Origin of the sequence: Tunturibacter gelidoferens, from assembly GCF_040358255.1 — a bacterium.
GTDB lineage: Bacteria > Acidobacteriota > Terriglobia > Terriglobales > Acidobacteriaceae > Edaphobacter > Edaphobacter gelidiferens.
Map to the genome: position 1 here is coordinate 5,132,286 of NZ_CP132938.1, position 17,640 is coordinate 5,149,925.

Genomic DNA, 17,640 nt, shown 5'->3' on the forward strand with positions numbered 1-17,640 from the left:
CGCGGAGTACACCGAAAGCGTTGCTTCCACCCGGGGACGGTATTGAAGCTCGCCATTCTGTGCACTTTTTGCCCAAAAAGAGGAGTTCCCAATATCTTGGCCGGGCTACTGTTGGTTGATCGTCCAATGCGGTAATTTCTGGACCTTTTGTTCGGGTTCGGCTAATGTGATCAAGTCATTTCTGGAGTTTTGATGAGCTTTCGGGCCTTGCGTTTTATTTCTTCTGCCTTCATTTTTCTGACAGCCCTTTCAGCTATTGCGTCGGGAACCTCGCGTTCCAACATCTCCCTACCACTGACTTTTGAAGAGAACAAGGGCCAGGCACCTCGGCAATACCTTTTTCTCTCTCGCTACAATCAGATTGAAGCGATGTTTCTTCCTGACGGAGTGGATTTCTCGCTTCCGCAAACGAAGAACAGGTCTCAGCATCTGGGTCTCAGACTTGTCGGGTCAAATGCGAAAACTCGAATCAGATCGTTCGAGCAAGCCGAGGGGCGGAGCAACTATTTGTTGGGGTCTGATCCTTCCCGCTGGATTCAAGGTGTTCCCAACTATTCACGCCTCAAATATGAAGGTGTTTATTCCGATATTGACCTCGTCTTCTACGGCAATTCAGATAAGCTCGAACATGACTTTCAGCTTGCTGCGGGTGCTAATCCCTCCAGGATTGCTTTTGAATTTGAAGCAGTGAGCAAAGCAAGTCTCTCGAAGAAAGGCGATCTACAGCTCCATCTTGACGAGGGTGTTCTCGTTCTGGATAAACCCGTCGCCTATCAAATGACATCGACTGGCCGAAACGTGGTAGATGCTGCCTACGTGATCGGTCGCAATGGCGTGATTCAATTCAAGATCGGACGGTATGATCATACGTTGCCGTTGGTCATTGATCCTGCATTAAGTTATTCCACTTATCTTGATAAGCTTTCGCTCGGTGTTACCGCCATCGCGGTTGACGGAGCAGGATCAACGTATATTGCCGGATACACTTTCTCTTCTTCCTATCCCGCCACGTCCGGTGCTTTTCAGAGCGTTTGTACAGCCTGCCCTAACGGGCCTACCGTATTTGTTACTAAACTAAACTCAACTGGAACGGCTGATGTCTACTCGACTTTCATTGGGGGAAGTGCCTATAACCAGCCTTTCGGGTTGGCGGTTGATGCCAACGGGGATGCGGTCGTTGTCGGCTATACCCATTCAACTGATTTCCCGGTCAAGAATCCGATTGATTCCGGAACCGTGGGCACCGGTACTCAGTTTGGCTTCATCTCCTCTCTGAGTCCGGACGGAAGTACCCTTAACTATTCAAGCCTACTGGGCGGTGGCAGCCAGGCGTTTCAATCCTCCACAACAATTGCGAATGCCGTTGCGATCGATGCAAATGGGAATGCCTACGTTACGGGGACGACGGACTCACCGGTATTTCCGACCACGCCGGGCGCCTTGAATTCGGGAACTCCTCAGTATCTAGCGTCTATTGCTTTTGTTTCGAAGTTTGTTCCGACAGGTACGCTCGCCTACAGTGCGCTGATCGGCAACGTTGAGCCGCAAAATGGCGGTGGAGGCTTGATCGGAGTAGAGGCAATAGCAGTTGACCCGCAGGGAAGCGCCTATATTACCGGAGTGCGGGAACGCTATGGCCTACAACTGCGAACGCATATGCGACCCAGATACCCGGCTCCACGCCTTTCAGAGGGGTTTTTGTAACGAAACTTTCTCCGGATGCGTCCAGTCTTAGCTATTCGACCTTCCTGGGCACAGGCGGTGGCACTGGCATCGTGCTCGATTCAAATCTGGACGCTATCGTAATCGGCGATCCGGATTCGGCTTTCCGTTTACGGAATGAAGTCGCTCGGACTTACCGGGACGATTGCGTTTCCGCTCATCGGGTATCCTGATGTCACAAATCTTGTTCGTTGGGGATCGAATGGATTCGCGTTCATTGCTGCAGGTCCCGGGCTTACAGATCAGGAGCTCTACCTCGGGCGCAGCAGCATCATCACAATTCAAGCAGTAAACGCTGTCCCCGCACTGGCAGGGTTATCGCCTTCCTCCGCGACTACTGGCGGCGGAGCTTTTACGCTCACCCTGAACGGCAGCAACTTCCTTACTGGCTCAACTGTTTCCTGGAACGGAAGCATGCTGGCGGTGACGTATGTAAGCAGCACCCAACTCACTGCGTCAGTACCCGCCTCCGATTTAGCTCAAAGCGGAACCGCTCAGGTCACGGTGACGAATCCAGCTCCAGGTGGTGGGACCTCCTCTACTCAGGTCTTCACCATCATGGCAGCGATCCCTCAATTCGCCTCTTCAACTACGTCGGTGACTTTTGGCAGCATCTCTCTGGGAACGTCCAGTGCTGCTCAGGCGATCACTCTGACCAACAGTGGAACAGCTGTCTTGAGTATCTCCGGTGTTGCGGCAAGCGGGGACTTTTCACAGACGAACACTTGCGTAGGGACGCTGGCGGTAAGCGCCACATGCCAGGTCTCTATCGTCTTTACTCCTACGGTCGTAGGACAACGCACCGGAACGCTCACGCTGAGTGACAATGCAACGGGCAGCCCACAAACTGTTACCTTGAGTGGTGCGGGAGTGCAGCCGTTGACCCTCGGCGTTGGCACAGGAGGTTCCACAACTACGACTGTAACTGGTGGACAGACAGCGACTTACAATCTTTCTCTTTCGGGCAGCCCCGGATTCAGTGGTACGGTCGCGCTCACCTGTTCCGGTGCTCCACAGAATGCGACGTGTTCCATCGTTCCATCTACTGTGACCCTGCCAGGAGGTGGTTCGGCCAACTTCGCGGTGACAGTCTCTACCTCAGCTCAGACGGCCTATCTTGAGGCGAGATCAAACACCATCGTGGCCGGTCTCGGTCTGTTTTCATTGTTCACCGCACCAATATTCCTGCTCATTCGCAAGCGTCTCCCCACTCGCAAGTGGACTTCCACTCAAATCCAGATGCTATGTGCAGCGAGTGCACTGCTGATTACTCTCACTGCTTGTAGTGGTGGTTCCAAAGGAAGTTCGCAACCTGTAAGTCCTGCGGTGACGCCCCCTGGTACTTACGCTTTATCCGTCACCGCCGTGGCGGGGAACACTACAGTCTCTCAAAAGTTGACCCTTGTGGTTCAGTAGCAGCAATGTCGCATCCGACTCACGCGGACCGAACTCAGGTCTGTGTGAAATTTCCAAGAATGCCGCACAAATGGCAACCAACGCATTTTCACAAATACAACAGTGGCCTCAGAAGGGTTCCAATTGTGGGTCCTGTTTGAGGCCACGAGCTTTGAGCCGGGCTACGATTTCGGAGGGTTCGCCGGACATCTGCTCGACCACTCCTTCCTTGACCGGTGAGAAATTGAGCGGACGGCGGCTCACGACCACCGGCTTCCTGCCGTAAACCATTTGCCGAAGGCCAGCACGACTTCGACCGATTACGACGACATCGACGCTGCCATAGAATTCTTTGAAACCGTGCGGCTCCTGCTCGCCAGCACGCAGAAAAAATCGAGCGAGTTATCAGGCCGAGCCAGAAAGCCATCTATGCTGACTCCCAGAATACTGAGAGCTTCATGGACCGCCTCCCGGTTTAGATCAGTTGAGTCTAGTGATGCTAATTTGCATGGTCGATAATTCGAGCTGAAACGTCAGTTGCCCTCTGACTCGAAATTGTGGATAGTCCCCGTAAGATCTCGCTGAGTGACTCGGCGATTTGGTAACAGTTGAAAGCAACAGTAGTCCTAAATACCCGGACTTCTCGGCATGCAGGGCCTCCTACTGGATTCACAAATGCCGCGCGACGCAAGTCATCGAATATAAATGGTGGCCAGAGCCGGAGGGCTGTGTATGATTTTGGGCCACGCCTGCTGATGTCTACCATCAGGTGGCTGACCGCGCCCGTCTCAAGTCCTCGGCCAGAAGAATTGCGTCCGCGATTTCTCGCATTGATTTTCGCCGTTGACGGCTCTCCTTTTGATCATTTGATAGGCATCTTCTTCGTTTAAAGACAGATCGCGCTGCAAGACGCTCTTTGCGCGTTCGAGGATACTCTTGACCGCTCCTGTGAGCTTGATACGACGCATGCCGGTTGAATAGGTAGTGCTCAGACAGTAGTCCACAGATGAGCATTTTCTGGCCCGTCCATAAAAGAGTTTTCTGCGCGCGCTTACTTTAAAACGAGAACTTAGCGGCAAGCTGGACGAGACGAGGGGCTGCGGCGCTGACGATTTTGCCGAAGTTTTGTGTGTCTTCGACTTGTCCATCGACTGAGGCGGGACCGTAGAACTGACTGTGGTTGAAGGTGCTGAAGGATTCGAGGCGGAACTCGAGGGATCTCGCTTCTGCGAAGCGGAGGTTCTTCTGGAGGGCCATGTCAAAGTTGTTGATGCCGGGACCGTAGAAGATGCGGCGCTTGGCGTTTCCGAGTTCTCCGAGATTTTCTTCTGGAAAGAGTGCAGTGTTGAAGGCTGGGCGACCGTTGCGGCCGTTGGTGTTGATCTTGAGCGCGCCGGGGAGATATTGCGGGGTGTCGAGCAGATAGTTGTTGGCGCCGTTGCCCAGGGTGCCGAGGAGGGAGTTGTCGGAGTTGTCGAATAGGGTGACGGGAAAGCCGGTAGCGAAGCGAGTGGTACCGGAGAGGCTCCATTCTTCGGTGAGGTGATTGCTTTTGTGAAAGAGAGTGGCGAGAGGGAGCGCCCACGTGTAACTGGCTACGAAGTTGTGCTTGAGGTCCCACGCTGAGATGGTGCGGCTTTGGCGGGGGTCGATAGGATTGAGCTGTTCGCCGAGACTCGAGCCTTGGTCGATCGATTTGGCGTAGGTGTAGCTGAGGAGGAACTGCGAGCCGTGATGCTGGTAGCGGAGAGTGGTTTCGAGGGCGTTGTAGTTGGAGTTGGCTGCAGATTTGTCGGCTGTGTTTTCGCCGTAGTTGGGACCCTGCCCTACGCGAGTTCCCTGCACTGTCTGGCCGGCGCTGTTGGTGTACGTGGAGTCTTCGCCGAAGGGACCGCAACCGTTGAGACTGAGACATAGCGCGGGGTCGCCGGTGTTGGCGGAGACAAGCGTGAGGATGCGGTGGCCTTGATTGCCGACGTAGCTTACGGTGAGCAGGGTGTGACCCGTAATCTGACGCTGGAGGGAGAGCATGTAGTTGTTGGTGTAGGGGGCACGGTTGCGGTAGTAGAAGAAGGGGTCGGCGGCGATGGGAGTGAAGTTGGCCCAGTTGACTGAAGTGTCGGGGTTGGACGGGGAGACGCTGTGAGAGGGAAAGCGAAAGGGAAAGCGCTGTCTGTTGTTGACTCCGGTGGCGGCGGTGATGAAGGGAGTTGCAAGTAGCGGGGGGCCGGGGCTGAGATAGTTGAAGCCGAAGGGTGGGACGGCGTACATGATTCCGGCGGAGAGGCCTGGAAAGGCAGTGTAGAAGAGGCCGTAGCTGGCGCGAATGCTGGACTGGCCGCTGGCTCCGAAGACTTTGCTCCAAAAGCCGTGATCGAACTTTGGAGAGTAGGCGAAGCCGAGGCGCGGGGCGAAGTTTTTGTAGCTGGTGGGGGCGATGGTGTTGGGAGCGCCGGGATAGAGCGTTGATTGCGCTCCTGGGATGTAGGTCTGGAGTTGATTGTATTTTTCGGACCAAGGTGCGATCACGTCCCAATGGAGACCGGCGTTGATAGTGAGATCGCTGCGGGCGCGCCAGCTATCTTGCACGTAGAGACCGAGGTAGCGGTTGCGCAGATAGAAGGGCTGGCCGGAGGATTGGGTGAAGTTGCTGGGCGTGCCGAGGAGGAAGTCGGCATAGGGATTACCGGTTTCAGTGCCGTTGATGTTGAAGGTGCCGTTGAAGGTAGCGTTGGGGTGTTCGTTGACCTGGTCGATGTGAAATTGGACGCCGAACTTGAGCGTGTGCGCGCCGATGGAACGGGAGAGTCCGTCGCTGAAGTAAAAGGTGTTGTTAATTTGGGTTAGGTTCGTGATGGGGACGCCCATGACAAAGGTAGGGAAAGTGATGTTTTCGACGCCTTCGAACTGCGGGGCCTGAACGAAGATGCCTCCGTTTGCAGGGTCGGTGAAGCCCTGAGATGCGAGGCTGACGCCGAGGCCTCCTTTTGGCTGGCCGATGATGTTGGCGTTGCGGAGGTAGCCGATGTGGAATTCGTTGACTTTGTTTGCTCCGATGACCTTGGTGTCGCCGACGGAGAAGAGTTGGGCACGACCGATGAAGAGAGCGTCGAATCCGGGGATGCTCGCACCAGCGACGGAGCCAGGATACGGGTTGTCGAGGCTGTAGTCGTCGATGAAATAGTAGCCGGACAGCTGGCCGAACCGGCTGTTGCCGTCGACTCGTGCTGACCCTTTATCGTCGCGGACGGTTTGCGAGAAGGAGGAGCTGGAGAACTGATTTTGGCCGACGTTTGGGGAGGGGATGTATTGGAGAAGATTTTTTGCGGGGGCGGACCATGCGCTCTGGGGGATGTTTCCGTCAGGAAAGACGCTGGTGTAAGGTTCGCCGGCGGTGATGGTGCGTCCTAGTTGCTGGCTCAGCAGCGATGCGAGATAGGAACCGCTGACAGATCCGGTGAGGTCGTCGAAGTTGCCGGAGCGTTGTGCGAGGGAGGGGACGGAGATGTTCCCCGTGGAGACGCCCTGCGTGGTCCGGGTTCCCTGATAGTCGGCGAAGAAGAATAGTTTGTCCTGCTAAATGGGGCCGCCGATGGCTCCGCCGAACTGATTTTGATTGAAGGGGGCGCGGGTTCGATCGAAGTAGCCCCTGGCGTCGAGGTTGGTGTTGCGGAAGAACTCGAAGGCTTTGCCGCGGAAGCGATTTGTGCCTGATTTGCTGACAACGGTGACGATGCCGCCGTTGTAGTTGCCATACTCGGGATCGAAGTTGGCGGTGAGGACGCGGAACTCTTCGATGGAGTCTAGGTTCGGGATGACGGAGGTGCCTCCATTCATGTGCTCCTGAACGTCTATTCCGTTGACCAGGAATCCGTTGGAGGATTCGCGCTGACCGTTGATGGAGAGGTTGCCGGGGTTTGCGTCGCCGGAGGGATCGAGGCCACCAGTGACTCCGGCCATGATGACGGAGCTGGGCAGAAGGGTTGAGATAGGGGCGACGCCGGGCTGGATGGCGAGCAGGTCGGTGTAGCTGCGGCCGTTGAGGGGGATAGCGGTCATCTGATCTCCGGAGACTACTTCGCCCAGATGGGTGGCGGTGGTGTCGACCTGAACGCCGGCTTCGCTGGTGACGACTACGACGTCGGATCGTGTACCGATTTCCAGGGAGGCGTTGATGCGTAGAGCGGAGTCGGCGTCTACAGACAGGCCGGTTTTTCGCTGCGCGTTGAAGCCTATCGCGGCGATGTCAATGTCGTAGTGACCTACTGGAAGATTTGGAAAGGTGTAGAAGCCCTGTTTGTCGGAGACTGTGTTGTAGGTTGTCTGCTGAGCGGTGTTGACCAGCTTGAGCGCTGCTCCTACGACAACGGCCCCGCTCCGGTCGGTGATGGCACCGGAGATGCTGCCTCCGGTTGCGGCTCGCAGAAGCGATGTGTTAGAACGAGCGATGCGAACGCTAGAAGAGACAGGAGCGTTTTGATGGAAGGAGAGCTTGACTTCGATAGCAGCATTACGCCTCAAAAAATGGCGTGGTAATCAGGCTAAGCTCAGGATGAGTGAGCGATCGCCCCCGTTTCCACGCGGGGTAGAATCACGACTTCTCCTGGGTAGGTCTCCTGATTTACAGGCGAAGCTGCTGTTGAGCGGCTCCTGACGCTTCGCCTTCCCCGATGGACTGAGTGGCTAGTGAAGGGTCTTTTCCTGATTACAGTGGCGGGACCATGCCGGACTCACACCGGCTTCCCTTTTATGCCCTCGCGGGCACCTAGGATGTTTCTCTTACAAACTAGCATAAGAGAAAAGTTTGCGATATCAACAGGATTGTCTCCAGTGACGATTTTCACGGTTTCAGCAGTTGAGTAATTCAGTCTGTGAGCACGCTGCGCAACGATCCCCGGTGCGATGAGCTAAACCGTTCGTCGCCAGACGGTCGGACTTATCCCCGTGAACTTCCGGAAGATCTTCGAGAACCGACCTCCATCCGAAAACCCGGTAGCGGAAGCAACCTGTTGAATAGTCCACTCTGCTCGCAAGAGAAGTGTCTTCGCCTTCTGGACTCTCATACTCACGATGTATTGATGCGGCGTGGATCCTGAACTCTCCCTAAAAGACCGTGCGAAGTGAAAGACACTTAAGTCTGTGAGGGCCGCCAACTCCTGGAGGCGAATATCCCGATGCAGATTTGCTTCTATGTATGACTGCACTCGCCGGAGATTCGGGCGCGAAAGCCCGCCTTTTATTCTGGCGGGGGCCGATGAAGTAAGCCCATACTTCTTGATGAGAGCTATCGACAAGGACATCCCCAATATATCTCCATAAAGAGATCCCATGGGCCAGCCTGCGTTCATCTCTCGCTCCATCTCCGTTAGCAGGAGACGCAACTGTTCATCTTGAAACGACCACTGATTTTCGAAGTCGCACGGCCCTCTGATACCAATTTGTTCGGCAGCCTGACTAAGCAGCGATGGCTCCAGGGATGCCACGATACGCTGCGAAGGCCCATACCAGAGCAGGCTGTCTCGGGTCCCCGGCGCCAGTAGGATTAGGCTGCCAACATCTGATCGGACACAGCCTTTCTGTCCGGAGCTGTGCCAGTCCATCTCGACCGGACCACTGGATTGAAGATGCAGACAAAACGTTGTGTGCTCATGTTCCGGTATGGCTACTGCGCCGAGGCGATGCCTCTCCAGCATCATGCCAGTCCAGGGTGAGCGTGCGTTATTGGTAGTGGGTTGTCCAGGGAGCAGAGGCACCGACTCCCCTTCCATCAAGACGGAGATGCGTTTCGACCTCATCGGGTCGTGGCAAGGGGTGGCGTCGAGCCTACTAAGCACTCCGTTTCCTCGACCTTCGCTGCCTGTCCCGCCACCGAACCCAGTCATGCACGATCTCCTTATTCATCATAGATCCAGCAAGAACAGACAACCTACCGCAAGATCAGCCACATGCGCCCATTGAAAATCCGGTATCTCTAGGGAGAGGAAACTGAGATGGGACTTATCCAGGGAGTAGTCGACGGCTTCATCATGACAGTCGGCATCACCCCGCCCAAACCCGAGAACAAACGCTCGGCAACGATCTTTATCGCGACGGGCCTTCTTGGCACAGTTGTCGGTATCATTGCTCTGTTTGCTTTTGTTCTGACCGTAATGCTTCACAGATAGGGTATGTTTAGCGGCCAATCGGCGCAGTTCGAAGGAGCATAGACATGAGCAAGGAACAGGCAATCGCACTCGTCCCGCCGTTCACGCAGGAGACGGCGATCCTTAAGGTACGCAAGGCCGAAGACGGCTGGAACTCGCGCAATCCCGAACAGGTTTGCCTTGCTTATACCCTTGACAGCAAGTGGCGCAATCGCTCTGAGTTCGTCAACGGACGAGAGCAGATCGTTCAGTTTCTCACTCGCAAATGGCAAAAGGAGTTGGATTATCGGCTCATCAAGGAGCTGTGGGCCTTTGGAGGCTCCCGCATCGCGGTTCGTTTTGCCTACGAATCGCATGACGCAACCGGCCAGTGGTACCGCTCTTACGGCAATGAAAACTGGGAGTTCGACAACGACGGCGTGATGCACCATCGTTATGCCTGCATCAACGATCTCCCTATCAAAGAGAGTGAGCGGCTCTTTCATTGGCCACTTGGCCGGCGCCCAGACGACCACCCGGGCCTTACGGAGCTTGGCCTTTAGGCTCGACGACCCTTTGACGTGAGGCTCTGCCACCGAAGCCCCTCGAAAGGGTTGGTGGCAGCGTATGCTTTTGGGGTCTTTCTTTTATCACACCCCTGACATATCCTCAGCCAACAACGCTTAGTAAATAGGCAAGCTATCTTCGGCTCATATGCGGTCGCAAAGCCCCCGTCAACACGACAAGTAAAATATCTCTCCGCAACAGGAGCATTATGTTCATCATTGCGCTTGCATTTTTGATTGGTATTGTCTCCGGGCTCCGCGCTATGACCGCACCCGCGGCCGTAAGTTGGGCAGCCCGGCTGGGTATCTTGCCACTCCAGGGCACTCCTCTCGCCTTTTTAGGATATGCGGCGACACCCTACATCTTTACGCTCCTCGCTATCGGTGAGTTGATCAACGACAAACTGCCCAAGACTCCCAGCCGCAAGGTGCCTCCTCAATTCATCGCGCGGGTCATCAGCGGGGCGTTCGCTGGAGCGGCGGTGGGAGCAGCACGACAGTCGCTGACGTTCGGCCTTGTCGCCGGCGCCGTGGGCGCGGTTGCAGGCACACTTGGGGGCGCCGCCGTACGCACCAAACTTGGTGAGGTCTTTGGAAAAGATCTCCCTGCCGCCTTGCTTGAGGACGCCGTGGCGATCATACTTGCTATCGTGGTGGTTACGAGACTCGGATGAAACAGTCTTTCGACGCAATCATCGTTGGTGCCGGACAGGCAGGACCATCGTTGGCAGGCCGACTCACGCAGGCCGGCTGGACGGTCGCCATCGTCGAGCGCAAGCTATTCGGGGGCACCTGTGTAAACAACGGATGCACTCCGACCAAAGCCATGGTCGCGAGCGCGCATGCAGCGCATATTGCGCGCCGAGGAAGCGACTTCGGAGTCATACGACGCGAACCGGTGAGCGTTGATATGAAGCAAGTCCTGGCTCGCAAAGACGCCATCGTTATGAAGTCTCGAACAGGCATCGAAAGCTGGCTGCGAGGCATGGAGCGATGCACGGTCTTTACAGGGACTGCGCGCTTCGTGTCTCCGAATGAGATTCGGGTTGGCGACGAGGTGATTCACGCGAAGAATATCTTTCTGAACGTTGGCGCGAGGCCGGCTGTACCAGATATGCCTGGAGTCCACGAGGTTCCTTTTCTGACCAGCACGACCGTCCTCGATCTTGATGAACTGCCACAACACCTCATTGTCGTAGGTGGAAGCTACGTCGGGTTGGAATTTGCTCAGATGTATCGCCGCTTCGGCGCTGAGGTAACAGTTGTCGAACGCAAAGCGCGGATCATACCCAACGAGGATCACGACCTCTCATCCGGCGTTCAGGAGATCCTGCAGTCCGAGGGTATTCAGCTTCGTCTCGACGCAAACTGTATCCGACTTGAAAACGACGGCGAAGGAGTAGCGATCGGGCTCGACTGCCTTGAGGGTCATCCTAGGGTCGTAGGATCGCGGATCCTGCTTGCCGTTGGAAGACGGCCGAACACCGACGATCTTGGACTGGCAGCCGCTGGCGTGCGGACTGATGAGCGCGGCTACATCACTGCAGACGATCAGCTCCAAACCTCCGTTGCGGGAATCTGGGCGCTGGGAGATTGTAACGGTAGAGGAGCTTTTACTCATACCTCTTACAACGACTTTGAGATTGTTGCTGATAATCTCCTCGACAAGGCCTCGCGGCGAGTCAGTGACCGCATCCCTGTGAGCGCCCTTTACGTTGACCCGCCTCTGGCACAGGTCGGTCTCACCGAAATGCAGGTACGCAAGAGTGGACGCGCTGCCTTGATTGGAACTCGCCCAATGACGAAAGTTGGACGTGCCGTCGAGAAGGGAGAGTCGCAGGGTTTCATGAAGATACTAGTGGACGCAGAGAGCAAAAAAATTCTGGGAGCCGCCATCCTGGGAACCGGCGGAGACGAGGCCATTCACTGCATCCTGAGTACGATGTACGCAGGCGCCCCCTACACTACTCTCTCTCACGCGGTTCACATTCATCCGACGGTTTCGGAGCTGATTCCCACGATGCTCCAATCGATGACACCACTTAGGTGAAATTCAAATTCAGGGTTTCTCCTACTCCGAAAAAATGCTAAAACTGTAGGCCATGTCGACTACTCGCCAAATGCTGACGCCTCGAGAAGCATCCCGAATGCTGGGCGTGAGCTACCCAACGATCAAACAATGGATATTGAGCGGAAAGTTGAAGACCGTCCAGACCCCCGGTGGGCACCATCGCTTGTCGGAGGCAGCTTTGAAGCCTTTTCTGACAAGAGACCAGATGAAACCCGCAGTCGACTCGCGACAACGATATCGCCGGGTGAGCGGTAGAAATCAACTCGCCGGTAAGGTTGTGAGTATCCAGATACAAGGGCTGCTTGCCGAGGTTGTGCTCTCTGTAGGAGACACGCATGTCACGGCAATCATCACCGCAAATGCGGTTCGCGAGCTTCAGTTGAAGAAAGGCGATCTTGCAGCTGCTCTCATTAAGTCGACCGACGTAATGATTGAGCGCCTTGACGATCCCTCATAGACACAGTAGATGCCTCTCCGGCACCTAGATGAATCGTTTGACTATACGATTTAAATCGACTAGCTTCGTACTATTCGAGTGGAACACGTGCGGGGAGGCCAGTCTTCAGCTCGACTGTTCGCGCTAATCCTTACTACCACCGGACGCACCTCAAAGCTGCGTTTCCAGGAGCGGATTTCATGAAGCTTCAACGCCTTTCTTGCGCCTTTTTCCTCTTTATCTTGATAGATGGAGCCATTGCCTCCGCTCAAATCGCAGCGGATCTGAAGGGCCGCGTTCTCGATCCCTCTGGCGCCGCGATCGCAAACGCGCCGATTGAATTAACCGAGTCTTCCACGAACCTGCATCAGTCTACGACCACCTCCAGCTCCGGCGATTATCTTTTCATCCATCTCAACCCGGGCTCTTATCGTGTAGAAGTACGGACACCCGGGTTCAAAAATCTGGATCGCGAGGGCGTCAACGTCATCGTTGGACAGACGGTGAGCCTTGATCTCACGCTGAGTCCTGGAGGCGATCGACAAACTGTAACCGTCAATAGCGACGCGCCACTCCTGCAAGCGGAGACCAGCAATATCGAGACCAACATCTCCGGCGCCTATGTTGCCGCGATTCCACTCAATACAAGAAACTTCATTCAGCTCACGACACTGGCCCCGGGGGTCGAGTTGCCTCCCGGAACCTTGCTTCCTCGCATCAATGGCGGTCGCCCCCGTACCAATGAGTACATCTACGACGGCATCTCTGCGCTGCAGCCCGAACCTGGTCAAGTAGCCTTCTTTCCTATCCTCGACGACATTGCGGAATTCACCATCGAAGCCAATAACGTGCCGGCGGAGTTCGGCCGATTCAACGGTGGTGTGGTCAACGTTGCCACCCGGTCGGGCTCTAACGAGGTGCATGGCAGCCTCTTTGAATATCTTCGCAATGAAGATCTTAATGCCCGCAACTACTTCGCGCCGACGGGCCGCAAGCCTGAGTATCGTCGCAACCTCTATGGCGCTACACTCGGCGCGCCTATTCTCCGCGATCGTCTCTTCTTTTTCGGCGACTATCAAGGAATCAAGCAGCTCATCGGCCGCACCCTGACCTCGACGATCCCCACAATCAACGAACGCAACGGCATCTTCCACAATGTCTCGCATATCTACAATCCCACCACCACAACCATCGTCAATGGAAAGAATGTGAGGCAGGAATTTCCCGGAGACGTCATCAACATACCATTCGATCCTGCCGCCCAGGCTCTCCTTGCACGCTTTCCACTTCCGACCAACGGCAATGCCGCCAACAATTACAGCCGCACTGCAAACGACGCGGACCATCAGAATCAGTTTGACGTTCGCGTCGACGGTGCGTACGGTACTCGTGACCACGCCTTTGGCCGCTACACCTACTACAACGAAGTCGAGCAGCCCGTCACCCCGTTGCCCGATGGTAGCGGCCTCATCAGCGGATCAGCTCTCGGTACTGGCGGAGTCCCTGGACTCTCGAACGTGCGAGGACAACAGGCCGTCGCCAACGAGACCCATATCTTCTCCCCGAGGATGGTCAACAACCTCACGGGTGGGTACACCCGTCGCAGCAACAATATCATCGGTCCTGAACTCGACAGTACCGCCTCCGCCACGCTCGGCATCCCCGGCATCCCTACCAACGCAGAATTCAATAATGCCCTTCCCCTCTTTACGCTCACTGGCATCCAGCAGCTTGGTCCCTCAGCAAGCACCTTCGCGAACTTCCAGACCTCGGTTTGGCAGGTCGTCGACACGGCTGTCTACACACGCGGTGCCCACGCCATTAAGGCTGGCATCGACTTCCGTTGGTACCAACTCAATACTGTTTCGCCGCCCAACCCCACCGGCTCCTTTGCCTTCACCACCACCGGCACAAATCAACAGGGTCTTGTCATCGCCCCCGGCGATAAGCTCACCAACGGTAATTCCATCGCAAGCTTTCTTCTAGGACAGGTCGACATCTTTCAAATAGACCTGCAACAGGCTAAGCTCCGTCCTCGCGACTACATCGAGGAGTATTTTCTTCAAGACGACTGGAAGGCCTCCAATCGCCTAACACTCAACATCGGAGCGCGCTGGACCCTGCACCATCCCTCTACCGAAAAGAACAACCAAGGAGCTGTCTTCAACCTCGGGACGCAACAGCTTGACTACGTAGGCGTCGATGGAAACTCGCGCAGTGCCCGCGAACTCCACTACGGCAACGTTGCTCCTCGTGTGGGGTTCACCTATCTCGCGACCGAGAAGACGGTAATTCACTCTGGCTTTGGAATTGTCTTTATCGACCAGTCAGGGATCACAACTCCATTTACTATTCCCCAATTCCCTTTCATCCAAAGTGTTACGCAGAAGACTCAGGACAGCGTGAACGCCGCCTTTGCACTCTCGCACGGACCTTCCGTGGCTCCAATTCCACTTACTCCCAACGCCGGTCTTGGCCAAAGTGTATACACTGCCGATCGCACCGCCGGTTCGGGTTACGTCCAGCAGTGGAACCTCGCCGTCCAGCGCGCCGTGACTAACAATCTCTCTGTTGAGGTTGCATACGTAGGGTCGAACATTATTCACGTCGGTATCCCCGACTCGAATCTTAACCAGCTCACGGCCGATCAGCTAGCGGAGGGCGCTTCGCTCCTCACCCCAGTCACAAATCCTTACTTCGGCCAACTTCCGCCATCCAGTTCTCTGAATACGAAGAACATCGCTGCCGCACAACTCATCAAACCTTATCCTCGCTTCCAAAACGTTGCGACGTACCGCCATAACTCGGGAACCACCAACTACAACGCAATTGAGGCCAAGGCCGAACAACGCTTCTCGCACGGTATCTCCTTCCTCTTCGCCTATACTCACTCCAAACTCATCGATGATGCGTCTTCCGTCTTCTCCTCCACCGTTCTCTCCTCACCCAACACAAGCTCTCTCATCGCAGCGGACACCTACCGCCCTTATCTGGAACGCGACTCATCGAATGGCGATATGCCCAATGTAACCTCGTTCAGCGGCATCTACGATTTACCGGCTGGGCGAAACCATCGCTTCGCCTCGACCGGGGTAGGCAACGCGATGCTCGGAGGCTGGAGCTTGAATACCATCCTGTCGCTGCAATCGGGGATGCCGGTCACCGTCACACAGGCCACCAATAACAACGCTTTCGCAGGTTTTTCTCTTCAGCGCCCCGACATCGTTGGCAACCCCAATTTGACGGCCGGCCAGCGTACCCCCGCGCACTACTTCAACACTGCCGCATTCAGCACAGCCCCTCAATTCGTTATTGGCACCGCATCGCGCAACCCCGTGCGTGGCCCTGCCTACCGCGACCTGGATGTATCGCTCATCAAGCGAACCCGGCTGGTAGAAAAAGCTGACCTGGAGTTCCGCGCCGAGATGTTCAACGTTACCAATACGCCGGAGTTCGCGCAGCCCAACGGCAGTTTTGGTTCCCCCGCGTTCGGCAGCATCACCGCTACTACAACCGACCCTCGAGTCGTGCAATTCGCAATCAGACTAAGTAGATAGCCAGTCTTCAGTGCAACCCTAGAGCTCGTCTGTACGAACAGCGTTCCTAACGCTGCGAACGGTCCGGTCTGCTCGGACAGTGTTGGCTGAGAGATTCGAGCATCCACATGCAAAAGAAGATTCGCATAGTGAGAACGGCGTCGTGCATGACACTATCTTTGGCTTTCGACAGCATTCTGGATAGTCTCTGCGCTCTTGTACTCGCGCGTCGCATCTTCCTTGCGCCCCAAAGCGCGGAAGGCCTGCCCCAGAAGCAAGTGGATAAGGTGATTGCTGGAATCCATGTGTTCCGCACGCAACAGATAGTTTAGCGCCGTCAAGGCATCATCTCGTTTCAACAGAACCTGCCCCAGCAAAATATATGGCCCTGTCGAATTCGGCTCTAGTAGAAGCGCACAGTTCAACGCCTGTTGCGCATCTTCGTATCGCAGAGCTCTCAGGTATGAGTCGCCCAGACGCTCATACACCTCTCCATCCATTGGATTGATTGCCCGTTCGGCTTCAAATTCGACGACAGCTCCAGCGGCGTTTGAACGCGACAGGGCGAGCTGTCCCAACAACAGATGAGCTAAAGGCAGTCTTGGTTCGATTTGGAGGGCTTTGCGTGCCATCTGCTCGGACTCGGCGGGGTAGTTGCGACGGAACAGCATACGCGCCAAGAATAAATACGCCGCTGCGGAGTCGGCTGGGATTTTGTACTGTTGGGCAAAGATGCGACGCGCATCATCGTATCTATGCACTTCGAGATAACAGACCGCCAGAACATAGGTTCCATCGGCGTTGACGCTGGCAATTGGACTGTTCGCACGTTCAAGCAGAGGAATCGCTACGGCCGGTTGCCCCATGCGATACAGCGTCACACCGCGCATCTGTATCGCCAGCAGATCGTTGCCATCCTGAACTATGGCTTTTTCGAAGGCTAAATTCGCGTCTGCAAAGCTATTGCGTTGGTATCGAATCATTCCACGCATACGCTCTACCCCCGCCGGCTCCGGCTGTTGCGTTGCCAAGGAGTTCAAGCGTGTCTCGGCTTCGCTCAACTGGCCACGGGAGATTAGCCGTTGTACTTCCTCTGTCGGGCTCGGGCTATGCTGGACTGAATCAGTTGAAGTATTTGATGCGCTCGCGCGAGCGTCCTGCTGTGCCTTCGCATAAGAGATCGGAGTTAATCCCACACAGCAAACCAAGCACAGCTTAATCAAGTCCAGATGCATGCGCGGAGAACGAGCGATAAAGGACATGTCTAAAAGAGCGCTCCCGCTACTTGCTCGGCAACGTTTCTCGCTTCTTCACTCAGGCCAGTTTGGGTTGAAACTGACTGTCTGGGCGAGCCTCTCTGGATGTCAATGACGAAAACACGATCTCGTACCCGGCCGATGATCTGCTCGCCTCCGTTGAGGGAGTTGTTACTCGGGACACACTGGACTGCTTCATTGCCAATCGCCTTCAGCGGAACTGCCGTACCGGAGCATCGCGCAAGATACATGGCAAAGTCTTTCGAGGGAAGCGCCATCGTGTGCACAGCAATTGTCAACTCAAAAACGGTCGAATGCTCACTGCGCTTGAAGTCGCAGGTGGTATCGCCCTGTGACGTAAGAGGGGTCGTGGTCGCCTGGACCTCACCGCCCAAAACACCTGCGGCCGTTGCTGCATTTAGCCAAGGGCATTGAGTTTGGGCCCTGCATCGCACGGGGCTGACGAGTGTGCCAGCTATCACCACAAAGGCTAGTGTGGTCCAACTTCTTGTGTTCACGGTTATTTCCCTTAGCGT

13 protein-coding genes, 1 pseudogene and 1 riboswitch are annotated in these 17,640 nt (G+C 55.5%); of the genes and pseudogenes, 10 read left to right on the top strand and 4 right to left on the bottom strand.

Annotation, left to right across the window (positions count from 1 at the left end; genetic code table 11):
• Window positions 1–192: 192 nt before the first annotated feature.
• Both RBB81_RS22015 and RBB81_RS22020 read left to right on the top strand, forming a co-directional pair.
• Entirely contained in the window at window positions 193–1,704 is a 1,512-nt protein-coding gene (locus tag RBB81_RS22015; RefSeq protein WP_353072169.1) for an SBBP repeat-containing protein, read from the top strand.
• Between the two features lie 135 nt (window positions 1,705–1,839).
• Entirely contained in the window at window positions 1,840–3,138 is a 1,299-nt protein-coding gene (locus tag RBB81_RS22020) for a choice-of-anchor D domain-containing protein (RefSeq protein WP_353072170.1), read from the top strand.
• Window positions 3,139–4,173: 1,035 nt separating this feature from the next.
• Here the strand turns inward: RBB81_RS22020 and RBB81_RS22025 are convergent.
• Window positions 4,174–5,985, bottom strand: a complete 1,812-nt coding sequence (locus RBB81_RS22025) for a hypothetical protein (RefSeq protein ID WP_353072171.1) — start codon at window positions 5,983–5,985, stop codon at window positions 4,174–4,176.
• A 159-nt stretch (window positions 5,986–6,144) separates the two neighbouring features.
• Here RBB81_RS22025 and RBB81_RS22030 point away from each other — a divergent pair, with 159 nt between their 5' ends.
• A complete protein-coding gene (locus tag RBB81_RS22030; protein WP_353072172.1) occupies window positions 6,145–6,348 on the top strand; it encodes a hypothetical protein in 204 nt (67 codons plus the stop codon).
• A gap of 345 nt (window positions 6,349–6,693) precedes the next feature.
• On the opposite strand, the gene RBB81_RS22035 is transcribed toward RBB81_RS22030, so the two are convergent.
• Window positions 6,694–7,638: a TonB-dependent receptor gene (locus RBB81_RS22035; RefSeq protein WP_353072173.1), complete on the bottom strand. Its 945-nt coding sequence runs from the start codon at window positions 7,636–7,638 to the stop codon at window positions 6,694–6,696.
• Between the two features lie 68 nt (window positions 7,639–7,706).
• Window positions 7,707–7,901: riboswitch (cobalamin riboswitch) on the bottom strand.
• 123 nt (window positions 7,902–8,024) lie between these two features.
• Window positions 8,025–8,999, bottom strand: coding sequence for an AraC family transcriptional regulator (locus RBB81_RS22040; RefSeq protein WP_353072174.1), 975 nt, complete (start codon window positions 8,997–8,999; stop codon window positions 8,025–8,027).
• A 108-nt stretch (window positions 9,000–9,107) separates the two neighbouring features.
• On the opposite strand from RBB81_RS22040, the gene RBB81_RS22045 reads away from it, so the two are divergent.
• From RBB81_RS22045 to RBB81_RS22075, 7 genes and pseudogenes are all read left to right on the top strand, one after another.
• Window positions 9,108–9,281 carry a hypothetical protein gene (locus RBB81_RS22045; protein ID WP_183792653.1) on the top strand — a complete coding sequence of 58 codons (174 nt, stop codon included), beginning with the start codon at window positions 9,108–9,110 and terminating at the stop codon, window positions 9,279–9,281.
• A gap of 44 nt (window positions 9,282–9,325) precedes the next feature.
• Window positions 9,326–9,802 carry a nuclear transport factor 2 family protein gene (locus RBB81_RS22050; protein ID WP_353072175.1) on the top strand — a complete coding sequence of 159 codons (477 nt, stop codon included), beginning with the start codon at window positions 9,326–9,328 and terminating at the stop codon, window positions 9,800–9,802.
• Between the two features lie 212 nt (window positions 9,803–10,014).
• Window positions 10,015–10,479, top strand: coding sequence for a DUF4126 family protein (locus tag RBB81_RS22055; RefSeq protein ID WP_179585204.1), 465 nt, complete (start codon window positions 10,015–10,017; stop codon window positions 10,477–10,479).
• The gene (locus RBB81_RS22060) at window positions 10,476–11,855 is read left to right on the top strand and encodes an FAD-containing oxidoreductase (RefSeq protein WP_353072176.1); all 1,380 of its coding nucleotides are present in this window, start codon (window positions 10,476–10,478) and stop codon (window positions 11,853–11,855) included. The genes RBB81_RS22055 and RBB81_RS22060 overlap by 4 nt, the downstream gene beginning before the upstream one ends.
• A gap of 97 nt (window positions 11,856–11,952) precedes the next feature.
• Window positions 11,953–12,012: pseudogene (locus RBB81_RS23535) on the top strand (molybdenum-pterin-binding protein); the annotation flags it as partial.
• A 69-nt stretch (window positions 12,013–12,081) separates the two neighbouring features.
• The gene (locus RBB81_RS22070; protein ID WP_257025802.1) at window positions 12,082–12,333 is read left to right on the top strand and encodes a TOBE domain-containing protein; all 252 of its coding nucleotides are present in this window, start codon (window positions 12,082–12,084) and stop codon (window positions 12,331–12,333) included.
• A gap of 179 nt (window positions 12,334–12,512) precedes the next feature.
• Window positions 12,513–15,869 carry a TonB-dependent receptor gene (locus RBB81_RS22075; protein ID WP_353072177.1) on the top strand — a complete coding sequence of 1,119 codons (3,357 nt, stop codon included), beginning with the start codon at window positions 12,513–12,515 and terminating at the stop codon, window positions 15,867–15,869.
• A 152-nt stretch (window positions 15,870–16,021) separates the two neighbouring features.
• On the opposite strand, the gene RBB81_RS22080 is transcribed toward RBB81_RS22075, so the two are convergent.
• Window positions 16,022–16,888 (bottom strand): tetratricopeptide repeat protein, encoded by an 867-nt coding sequence (locus RBB81_RS22080; protein WP_353072178.1) that lies wholly within the window; start codon window positions 16,886–16,888, stop codon window positions 16,022–16,024.
• Window positions 16,889–17,640 lie beyond the last annotated feature (752 nt).